This window comes from Streptomyces sp. NPDC005761, from assembly GCF_040630635.1.
Lineage (GTDB): Bacteria > Actinomycetota > Actinomycetes > Streptomycetales > Streptomycetaceae > Streptomyces.
This window is the reverse complement of the sequence record NZ_JBEXXX010000007.1, coordinates 229,144-239,558: the sequence shown is the minus strand read 5'-3', so window position 1 is coordinate 239,558 and position 10,415 is coordinate 229,144. Positions and strand designations below refer to the sequence as shown.

At 70.7% G+C, this 10,415-nt stretch carries 9 protein-coding genes; 1 reads left to right on the top strand and 8 read right to left on the bottom strand.

Going from position 1 to position 10,415, the window contains the following annotated elements:
* Positions 1 to 79: 79 nt before the first annotated feature.
* The 8 genes from ABZ434_RS10050 to ABZ434_RS10015 form a co-directional block, all read right to left on the bottom strand.
* Positions 80 to 1,483 carry a methylaspartate mutase gene (locus ABZ434_RS10050; protein WP_359133677.1) on the bottom strand — a complete coding sequence of 468 codons (1,404 nt, stop codon included), beginning with the start codon at positions 1,481 to 1,483 and terminating at the stop codon, positions 80 to 82.
* Complete coding sequence (locus ABZ434_RS10045; RefSeq protein ID WP_359133675.1) at positions 1,480 to 1,980, bottom strand: cobalamin-dependent protein; 501 nt, start codon at positions 1,978 to 1,980, stop codon at positions 1,480 to 1,482. Before ABZ434_RS10045 ends, ABZ434_RS10050 begins: the two co-directional genes overlap by 4 nt.
* Complete coding sequence (locus ABZ434_RS10040) at positions 1,977 to 3,239, bottom strand: type III PLP-dependent enzyme (protein ID WP_359133673.1); 1,263 nt, start codon at positions 3,237 to 3,239, stop codon at positions 1,977 to 1,979. The genes ABZ434_RS10045 and ABZ434_RS10040 overlap by 4 nt, the downstream gene beginning before the upstream one ends.
* On the bottom strand, positions 3,236 to 4,771 hold the full coding sequence (locus ABZ434_RS10035; RefSeq protein WP_359133671.1) for an AMP-binding protein: 1,536 nt from the start codon (positions 4,769 to 4,771) through the stop codon (positions 3,236 to 3,238). The genes ABZ434_RS10040 and ABZ434_RS10035 overlap by 4 nt, the downstream gene beginning before the upstream one ends.
* Before the next feature lie 156 nt (positions 4,772 to 4,927).
* Entirely contained in the window at positions 4,928 to 5,122 is a 195-nt protein-coding gene (locus ABZ434_RS10030) for a ferredoxin (RefSeq protein WP_359133669.1), read from the bottom strand.
* Between the two features lie 11 nt (positions 5,123 to 5,133).
* Entirely contained in the window at positions 5,134 to 6,363 is a 1,230-nt protein-coding gene (locus ABZ434_RS10025) for a cytochrome P450 (protein ID WP_359133667.1), read from the bottom strand.
* 49 nt (positions 6,364 to 6,412) lie between these two features.
* Positions 6,413 to 7,276: a sugar phosphate isomerase/epimerase gene (locus ABZ434_RS10020; RefSeq protein ID WP_359133666.1), complete on the bottom strand. Its 864-nt coding sequence runs from the start codon at positions 7,274 to 7,276 to the stop codon at positions 6,413 to 6,415.
* Positions 7,277 to 7,392: 116 nt separating this feature from the next.
* Positions 7,393 to 8,259: an ACP S-malonyltransferase gene (locus ABZ434_RS10015; RefSeq protein ID WP_359133727.1), complete on the bottom strand. Its 867-nt coding sequence runs from the start codon at positions 8,257 to 8,259 to the stop codon at positions 7,393 to 7,395.
* A gap of 531 nt (positions 8,260 to 8,790) precedes the next feature.
* Here ABZ434_RS10015 and ABZ434_RS10010 point away from each other — a divergent pair.
* Complete coding sequence (locus tag ABZ434_RS10010) at positions 8,791 to 10,401, top strand: acyl-CoA carboxylase subunit beta (protein WP_359133665.1); 1,611 nt, start codon at positions 8,791 to 8,793, stop codon at positions 10,399 to 10,401.
* Positions 10,402 to 10,415: the final 14 nt, after the last annotated feature.

The following is a 10,415-nucleotide window of genomic DNA, read 5'->3' as shown; positions in this document are numbered from 1 at the left end:
GCCCGTCACCGGACGGAATTCACCAAGGAACCGCACCACTGCGGGTCACGCTATGAAGGCGAAAGGCCGCGCACAGCCCCTACAGCCCCCCTAAGTCCTCAGCCCTCTCCAGCGATTCGCCACCGGGGAGGGACCGGAATCGGGACGGCTCGATATCCGCGCGGTCACGGTCCCGGACGTCACCGGATTCCACCGCCAGCCGGTCGAACGCCCTTTGTACGTAGGAGAGGTCGGCGAGCAGCCCCGCCGAGGTGGCATCCCGGGTGCGGGCCGGGCCGACGAGCCCGGCCAGCGGCAGCCGCCCGATGCCGGCCCACCGCAGCCGGCCGTCGCCGTCGATGTAGCTGCGGGCCCGTCCGTGGTTGTCCGGGTGAAGGCAGTAGGGGATGTCCAGAGCTCCCTGCCTGAAGGCGAGCTCGAAGGCGTGCCCGATGTCGGCGGACAGTTCGAGGACACCCTCCACCAGGGCTCTGGCCTCCAGGTATGTCTGCGAGTCGGCTTCGGTGGAGGCCGGCCCACCGGGCTGCGCCGTTCTGGCGGTCCTGGCCGCCGACTCCAGTGCGGCGACGTTCTCCGCGACGGTCGGGATCCGGCGGGATTCCGCCACCGTCTTCACGATGAGCCGTTCCGACCCCGAGCCGACCGCGAGGCGCGTCGCCTGGTCGAGCAGCAGATAGGCGCCCTCGTCCGTGGTCGGGTAGACGCCCATGTAGGCGTAGATGACCACGTGCCAGTTGGGTGTCGGAAGCAATTCCCCGCACAGCCGGCGCAGCGCAGCGACCGCTTCCCGGTCCTGCCCGGGGTGGGTCTGCTGGGCATAACTGAGCGACACACTGCGTATTCCGTGCTGACAGAAGAAGAGGGCTTCGAGCACACTGATCGCCACCAGCTGGCTCGGTGGGCACAATTGCCCCAGCATGCAGCCGCCGAACGTCTCCAGATGCGGTTCCACTCCCGATTCCCGCAACTGCGCGAAATCCTCGGTGCAGCGCACCCAGTTCCGTACGGACTCGTCGAGCGGAGTACGTCCGTAGGGGAGGCAGTAGGAGACGGGGCCGCCCTCCGTGGCGTTGATCAGCGTTCTGCGCAGCGCGGCGAAGATGTCCCCGGGGACGGCCGATCCGTGCCGGACCTGGACCGGGAACGTCTCGTCCCTGATGCCCGCGAGGACTTGCCCGGTCACGGCCCGGTCGTAGGTGACGATGGGATATCCGTTGAGGTCCACGCCGGCGGCCAACGCACTTCGAACGGAGTCCAGTTCACCGACCCTCGTATAGCTGTCGAGGGTGATGGTGCCGACCGTCGTGGCCTCGGCGGCGCTGGTGGCGGCCAGCCCCGCGCGCATGGTGACGGGGTCGCTGAACCCCATCCGGGGCTGCACCACCAGGTCACCGGCTCGGCTTCTCGCACGGACGAAGGCTCCGAAGTCAACCGGGCGCGCCCCCTCGGCCGTCCGCCGGAGGGGGTGCGCGCCCGGTCTCACGCCCGGACCTCGCTGCGCTCCAGGGAGCGGGGGGCGCCGGACAGCGTGCCGACGAACCGGCTGAACTCCCGTGCGGTGGTGGAGGCGTCGTCGAACACGGCGTCGAATCCGGCGGACATCAGTTCACCGATCGCCGCGTCGCTGCGCTGCCCGTCGACGCCGAGCTTGCCGCCGATGACCACCGGGGTCGAGGCCAGTTCACCGCACGCGCGCAGCGCGTCGATGACACGCAGGCCGTCCTGGTGACCGTGGCCGTTGACGCTGCTGATCACCACGAGGTCGGGGGCGGTCTCCCGGCAGACGTCGACGAGGACCTGGTCCGGGACGCACGGGCCGAGGTTGATCACCTCGTAGCCCAGCTCCTCGATGAGCAGCTGGAGGAAGACGAGGTTCCAGGTGTGCGAGTCGGAGGCCACTGTCGTGACGACCACGGTGCCGCGCCGGGCGCCCGCCGGGTTCACCGTGTTCGCTGCGCCGTGCATCAGGCCGGCGCTCACTCGGCCTCTCCCACGGCGGTGTGCGCGGACGCTCCGTCCACGGCCGCGTAGGAGCGACTGTGTTCGATCCGGGAGACGGAGAGCACCGCGTCGCCCCGCACCACCACCTCGGTGGGGGCCGGGCGGCCCAGGAACATCAGCAGGCTGGCGGTCGGCCCGTAGGCGCCGGCGTTGGGGATCGTCACCAGGTCGCCCGGGGCGAGCGCCGGCAGGTCGATCTCACGGCCGAGGACGTCACCGGGGGTGCACAACGGGCCCACCAGGCTGGCGGATTCGACGCATTCCCCCGACTCCGTCCCGACCGCCACGGGCAGCAGCCGGCCGAGGCCCGACATGCCGCCGAACGTGTTGATGCCCGCGTCGAGGATGACGAACTTGCGTCCTCTGCTGACCTTGACGTTGCTGACCGAGGCGACCAGAGTGCCGCTCGCCCCCACGAGGTAGCGGCCCGACTCGCAGGCGAGCTCGGGTCCCTCGGTCCGCCACTCGGGGAAGTGGGTGTCCAGTGCGGCCGCGAGCTCGCCGCGCAGTTTCGGGTACGTGCCGCGGCCGCCGGGAACGGCGTACGGCACGGTGAAGCCGCCCCCGATGTCGAGGAAGCGCAGGGGAAGGCCGAGCTCCTGCCGCAGGCGGGCCGCGAGTTCGATGGTGTGCCGGAACTCGCCGACGAGGCTGTCCTCGTCCTTGGCATTGCTGAGCGGGAAGAAGTGCATCCCGGTGATGCGGACGCCCTCGATCGTGCGGAGCTCGGGCAGGACATCGGCCAGGGTCTCGCTGTCGAAGCCGAACTGCGAGGGGGTACCGGTCATCCTGATGCTGCTGGTGGCACTGGCGGACGCGCTGTTGACGCGCAGCAGGCAGTCGGCCGTCGCGCCGTTGGCCACGGCGGCGTCGGCCACGTGGCGGACGTCGGAGACCGAGTCGGTCGAGAAGACGCGGACTCCCCGGCGGATCGCCTCGTCCAGCTCGCCGGGGGTCTTGCCCGGGCCGGTGTAGAGGCAGTCCTCGCCCCGGAACCCGGCGGCGAGGGCGGCCTCCAGCTCACCGGTCGAGCTGATCTCGGGCCGGCAGTGGCGGCCTTCGCCCTCGCGCAGCGCCCGGACCAGGCCCGGGTGCGGGTTGGCCTTGAGTGCGTAGAAGAGGGTGAACTCCTCCGGCAGGGCTTCGAACAGCTGCTGCCGGGCCGCGTCGACCTCGTCGAGGTCGTACACGTACAGAGGTGTGCCGAAGCGTTCGGCCAGTGCCTGGTAGCGGCTCATCGCCCTTCCCCGTCGATCATCTCGGTCAGTACCTGCCGGGCGTTCTTCCCGTGCAGGCTCAGCGGCAGTTCGTCCAGGACGCGGCACAGGGCGGGCACCTTGGCCGACTCCAGGCGCTCGGCCAGTTCCTTCAGGACGGTGTGGGGCGGCAGTTCGGTCTCGGCGAAGATGACCAGGTCGCGGGTGTCGGTGGGCGGCAGTGCCGTGGCGGTGCGCACGCCGGGGATGTCCATGGCGGCGGCCTCGATCTCGACCGTGCTCATCCGGATGCCCTTGCGCTTGAACATGTCGTCGCGGCGGCCCTCGAAGTAGAGGTACCCGTCCTCGTCGAGCCGGCCGTAGTCGCCGGTGTGGAGCCGCAGCGCCCCGGTGTCCGGGTCGGGGCGGAAGGTGCGCGCCGAGAGTTCGGGGCGGCGCCAGTATCCGGGCATGACGTGCGGTCCCACGGCGACGATCTCGCCGGTCTCCCCGGTCGGGAGGGCCCGGCCCTCCGCGTCCAGGATCAGGACGGTCGTACCGGGCAGCGGCAGGCCCACCGACCGGGGGCGCTCGTTCTCCTCGTCCGGCGGCATGATGCTGACGCGCTTGCACTCGGTCTGCCCGAACTGACGGACCACCTGTACGCCGGGGAACGCCTCGCGCAGGGCGGCGACCGCGTGGTCGGGCAGCGCGGCACCGGTGTTGGTGAACATCCGCACCGGGGGCGGGTCCTGGGCGTCGCGCCGGGCAAGGGTGCCGATCATCGTGGCCAGCGACGGCACGATGGGGACCACGGTGGCGCCCGTCTCGCGCATCCGCCGCAGCAGTACGAGGTCGGACTCGCCGCCGTCCAGGACCAGTTGGGAGCGTCCCAGGCAGGCGAGCAGCACCTTGTAGAGGCCGTAGTCCCAGGAGATGGGGAAGCGGCAGAAGACGACGTCGTCCGGGCGGTAGCCCAGCACCTGCTGGATGGCGCGGGAGGCGAAGGTGACCTGCGCGTGCGGGCACACGACCGCCTTGGGGGCGGCGGTGCTGCCGGAGGTGTAGACGAGGAACGCGGTCTCCTCGGGGCCGATCCTGAGGGGCGGAGGCGCGGGGCGCCCCGCGGCCTCCTCGACCTGGGGCCAGATCGCCGCGAGGTCGTGGACGGGGAGGGCGGCGGCCCGGCCGAGCACCTCGGTGGTGGGGCCGTCGCCGATGATCAGGGAGGGTTCGGCGTCCTCGATGACCGACCGGAGGTGGTACTCCTTCATCGCGGGATTGAGCGGCACGAGGATCACGCCGAGGCGCGAGGCCCCGTAGACCATGGCCACCAGCTCGCGCCGGCTGGGGAGCTGCACGAGCAGCCGGTCCCCGCGCCCCGCTCCCTGCTCGGTGAGCCAGGCGGCGAAGCCGTGGCTGAGTTCGGCCATCCGCCGGTACGTCACCTCGCCGGCGGCGTCGTGCAGACACTGCCCGTCCGGGGTGTCGGCGGTCGCTTCGTCGAGCAGGGAATGGACCGTTTCGCCGTTCCCGTGCGCCGTCGGCGCGTAAGTGGTGTTCGGATTCTCCACGGTTCCAACGTCGCTTTCGGGAGTGGGTGGCGAGCGGGCCGCGCCGTCGCGCGACGGGGGCCGGGCTCTTCGGGGGTGGGGCGACCCCGGTGCGGCCGGGGCACGGGCCCGGAGGGGGCGGGTCCGTGCCCCGGGTTCCGGGGGAGGCGATGGCCTCTAGTCGGCGATGCTCAGCGCGGCGACCGGGCAGACGTTGACGGACTCCAGCACTTCGTCACGCAGATTCACGTCCGGCGTCTCGATCAGCAGCACCACCTTGCCGTCCTCGTCGTTCTGGTCGAAGACGGCGGGTGAGGTGATCACACAGGAACCGGCCGCGACACAACGCTCTTTGTCGACGATCACACGCATGTAAATCTCCTTTACCAGGTCACCGGAAGCTCGTGGACGCCGTCGATGAGGGCGTTGGCCTTGAAGGGCAGTTCGTCCAGGGCCGCGTCGAGACGCAGTCCGGGGATGCGCCGCAGCAGGGTCGTGAAGACGACCTCCAGCTGCATGCGGACGAGCATCTGGCCCGCGCACTGGTGACGTCCGAATCCGAACGCCACGTTGTGGCGTGCCTCGCGGCGGGTCAGGTCCAGGGTGTTGGGGTCCTTGAAGACCGCCGGGTCGTGGTTGGAGGCGGAGAGCGAGCAGATGACGCCCTCCCCCTTGCGGATCAGCTGACCGCCGATCTCGGTGTCCTCCAGCGCGACGCGGACGGTGCCGTGGTCGGAGATGCTGGAGTAGCGGGAGAGCTCGTCGACGGCCTGGCCCGAGAGCTCGGGGTGCTCGCGGAGCCAGTCGGCCTGCTCGGGGTGCTGGAGCAGAACGAGGGCGCCGATGGAGATGCCGTTGACGGTGCTCTCGTGACCGGCGGCGATCATGGCCCGTACCAGGGCGCTGATGTCGGCCGGCTCCAGTTCGTTCTTCTCGCCGTTGCGCTGGAGCAGGCTGCTGATCAGGTCGTCGCCGGGGTTCTTCTGGCGCTCGGCGATCAGCTCGTAGAGCAGCACCTCGACCTCGGCGTTGGCCGAGGCGTGTTCCTCGGCGCTGCCCTGGGTGACGAGGAGGGTGACCCAGCGGTGGAACAGGTCACGCGACTCGTGCGGAACGCCGGTCAGCTCGCACATGCCGACGGAGGGGACGGGCATGGACAGCATGGACACCAGGTCCACCGGGCCGCCCTGCGCCAGCATCGCGTCGATGCACTCGTCGACGATCTCCTGGGTGCGCGGCCGCATCGCCTCGACGCGCTTCACGCTGAGCTCCGGCATCAGCATCATGCGGTGCGCGGTGTGCTCCGGCGGGTCCATGTGCAGCAGGGCGGGCTTGACCTTGCCGAGCAGTTCCATGGGGAAGTGGAACTGGAGCGGGTAGCCGGGGTCCGCCATGTTGGAGCTGAACCGCGGATCGACCAGCATCTGCCGGACGTCCTCGTACCGGGTGAGGAGCCAGGCCTCACGTCCGTTGAACTTGAGCTTGACCCGGGAGACCGGCTCGGTCTCCCGCAGCACCGCGTACTCGGGTGCGGGGTCCAGGGGGCAGCCGGTGCGCTCCAGGGGGAAGGGGCGGGGCTGGGCGTGCGGACATGCATCGACGAGATCGGACATGGTTCCTTCTCCAGAGGTCTCTGCGCTCGGTGGGTAGGGGGCGGCGCTCTCAGCCACGGGCCTTCTCGAGGGAGGCGCGCACGGCGGCGGCGGTGCGGGCGATGTTCTCGCTGAGCGGCAGGGCGCGCAGGTCGGCGGAGAGGACCTCGACCGACGGGGTGACGTCGACGCCCTTGGCGTCGAGCGTGCGCAGCAGCCCGGTGATGTCGCAGTCGCCGTCGCCGGGCAGCAGTCGGCCGCTGAGGACCTCGTTCATGACGTCGGGGGACGGGGTGCGGGGGGCGTCCGCGAACTCCACGCCGGCGATCTGCGCGCCCGTGAGCTGGTCGACCGAGCCGACGCCCGTCGGGTCGCGGAAGAGGTGCCACATGTCGATGAGCAGGCCGGCGTTGGGCCGGTCCGCGGCAACGACGACGTCGGAGGCGACCTGGTAGGTGAAGCCGGGCATCACGGCCATGGCTTCGAGGGAGATGTTCAGTCCGCGCGCGGCGGCACGGTCGCACATCGCGCCGAACCGCTCGGCGAGGACCTCGGTGGGGGGCATCTCGACGCCGGTCGGGTACACGGCGCAGGACTTGACCGCGGGAATGCCGGCCAGCACGGCCAGTTCGAAGAGACGGGTCTCCGACTCCAGCGCGGGGCCGCTCTCCTCCGGTCCGGCGTTCCAGCCGAACAGGACCTCCAGCTCGTGCAGCCGTACCCCGTACTCGGAGAGCAGGCCGCGCAGCTTGTCCGCCGAGTGGTCGGCCAGGAACGCCTCCAGCTCCTCGACGCTCATGCCCATGGAGACACAGCTGTTCTCGGCCAGCGCCGCCAGCCGTTCCTCCAGGGTGTACCGCACCGGCTCCTGCCAGGCCGACCCGGTCAGCTGCAGATAGGCGAATCCCAGGTCGGTCCTGGTCAGAAGGGTCATGGTGTACCTCTCGCTCGAAAGTCCGCGGCCGGTCCTGATGGAGGCGGCGGGGGCGCGGCGCCGGCCTGGGCGCGTCCCACCGGAGGTGCGTCGGTTCCGGGGCGACCGGGCCTCGCTCAGGCGGCGAGGCTGCGGCGGACGGGCTGAAGCGCCGTCCTCGGGTCCACGGCGACGACGTCGAAGTTCCCGGTGGTGACGGGAACGCGGCCGAAGAGGCTGTCCGGTCCTGCGACGTACAGCCTGCCGACGCCGTGGCGCCGCAGGGCGTCGACGACGGACGGCCAGCGGACCGGGCGGACGAAGCCGTCCAGCAGCATGGTGCGCACTTGCTCGCCGGTGGTCAGCAGGGTGCCGTCCTGGTCGGCGACGACCGGTATCCGGGGATCGTGGAAGGTCAGCGGGGCGAAGAGTTCCTCCTCGGCCCGCTGACGCAGGGGGGCGAAGACGCTCGCGTGCATGGGCGGGCGCATCGTGTACAGCGGCAGGCCGCCGACCGAACGCAGCCGCTTGCCGAGCCACTCCAGCACGGTCGCGCGCAGCGACACCATGTAGAAGTCCTCGTCGACGTGGCAGGAGATCTCGTACCACTCGCCGCGCTCGTCGAGTTCGGCGAGCACGCGGTCCAGTTCGGGGCGCGGGACGCGGGTGAAGGAGTGGGTGACGACGTCGCGGTGGTTCTCGGCGAACCAGGACTCCAGGAGTCTGGCCCAGCCGGCGGTCAGGCGGACCGCGTCGGCGAATTCCAGGACGCCTGTGTGGGCCGCCACGGTCTTTCCGCCGAAGCTGGGTCCGACGCAGAGTGCGGGTTCCGGGTCGAAGCGGTCCTGCGCCCAGGTGGCGAGGGCCAGGCAGTTGACGAGGAACGCGACCTGCGCGTATTCGCTGTAGTCGCCCTCGGTGTCGCGGTAGCGGTCGACGAGCGAGTACCCGAGCGCGTCGTCGGCCTCGGCGACGAGCCGGCGGGCCACCGGGTTGATCAGCATGAACTTGGCCGAGTCCTGAAAGCGTGTGGGGCTCATGCCGGGGAAGACCAGCGCACCGCCGGTGCGGAAGTCGTGTCTCATGGTGTCCTGCCCTTCAGCACGTCGTTCCGGAACGATCAGCACGTCGGTCGCTTCGTTTCCGAACCGGTCGGGACCCAGGCTGGGGTCTGCCCGCCGCCGCCAAAACCCCTAAGGTTCGCGGGTCCCAATTCCGTTGACGCCCACCCGGTGCGACGGCTCCGCGCCCCGTCGTCCGCGTGCCGTAAAGGGACTTCGCTTCCACCCGGCGAGGCCCCGTAGAGCCCCTAAGGGTCCTGCGCCGGGACCCGACGGGTCCGTGGGCGGGCGGGGGCCGGGCCCGCGAACCCGGCACGGTCCGGTGAGAGGGCTGGGGAGGCCCTAGGGGGGTCCCGGACAACTTAGGGGAGGGCACGGGGATCGCACCGGGTCTTCAATGAGGGACGGTTATCCGGATTCCGGCGCCGGTGTGAGCAGCCACCGCGCTCCGTCGAGCCTTGGATGGGTGGGACCATGACAGTGATTCAGGACGCCCCGTCGAACAGTGGTGGTGACGACTCCGCGCGGCCCCGGCCGGATCTGCGCTCGCTGGTGGCCCAGGCGGCGGAGCTGAAGAGCGCGGCGCGCGAGGGCATGGGGCCGCGCTCGACCGAACAGCAGCACGCGCGGGGCAAGTTGACCGCGCCCGAGCGGCTGGAGCTGCTCTTCGACGCGGGTACGTTCCAGGAGGTGGAGTCGCTGCGGCGGCACCGGTCCACGGGCTTCGGACTGGAGCACCGGCGGCCGAGCGGGGACGGGGTGATCACCGGATGGGGCCAGGTGCACGGCCGCACCGTGTTCGCGTACGCGCATGACTTCAGGGTCTTCGGCGGCTCGCTGGGCGAGGCCCACGCGCAGAAGATCCACAAGGTGATGGACCTGGCGATCTCGTCCGGCGCGCCGTTGGTGGGGCTGAGCGACGGTGCCGGGGCCCGGATCCAGGAGGGGGTGACGGCGCTCGCCGGATACGGCGGGATCTTCCGCCGCAATGTGCGGGCGTCGGGGGTGATCCCCCAGATCAGCGTGATCCTCGGGCCGTGCGCGGGCGGCGCCACCTACTCACCGGCGCTCACCGATTTCGTCTTCATGGTGCGGGACATCTCCCAGATGTACATCACCGGGCCGGACGTGGTCCAGGCCGTCACCAACGAGCGCGTGACGCACGAGCAGCTCGGCGGGGCGGAGGTCCACGCGACGGTCTCCGGCGCGGCCGGCTTCGTGTACGACGACGAGGCGGAGTGCCTGGAGGAGGTCCGGCATCTGCTCTCCATGCTGCCCGCCAACAACCGCGAACTCCCGCCCGAGGCGCCGACCGACGACCCTGCGGACCGGCGGTGCGAGGCACTGCTGAGCCTGGTTCCGCATCACGCCAACCAGTCGTACGACATGCGGGCGGTGATCCGGGAGATCGTCGACGACGAGGACTTCTTCGAGGTCCACGCGCAGTGGGCCACCAACATCATCTGCGCGCTGGCCCGGCTGGACGGCCACACGGTCGGCATCGTGGCGAACCAGCCCGCCGCGCAGGCCGGGGTGCTCGACATCCACGCCTCGGAGAAGGCGGCGCGCTTCGTCCAGACCTGCGACGCGTTCAGCATCCCCCTGGTCACGCTGGTCGACGTGCCGGGCTTCCTGCCGGGTACCGACCAGGAGCACCAGGGCATCATCCGGCACGGCGCGAAGCTGCTCTACGCCTACTGCGACGCGACCGTCCCCCGCGTACAAGTCATCCTGCGCAAGGCGTACGGCGGGGCGTACATCGTGATGGACTCGCGTTCCATCGGGGCCGACCTGTCCTTCGCATGGCCGACCAACGAGATCGCGGTGATGGGCGCGGAGGGCGCGGCGAACATCGTCTTCCGCCGGGAGATCGCCGCCGCGCCGGATCCCGCGGCGGCCCGCGAGCAGCGGATCAAGGAGTACCAGCAGGAGCTGATGCACCCGTACTACGCGGCCGAGCGCGGCCTGGTCGACGACGTGATCGACCCGGCCGAGACCCGCGCGGTCCTGGTGCGTTCCCTGGCGATGCTCCGGACGAAGGACGCGCGAGTCCCGGCCCGCAAGCACGGCAACCCCCCGACCTGAGCCCCGTGAGGAGT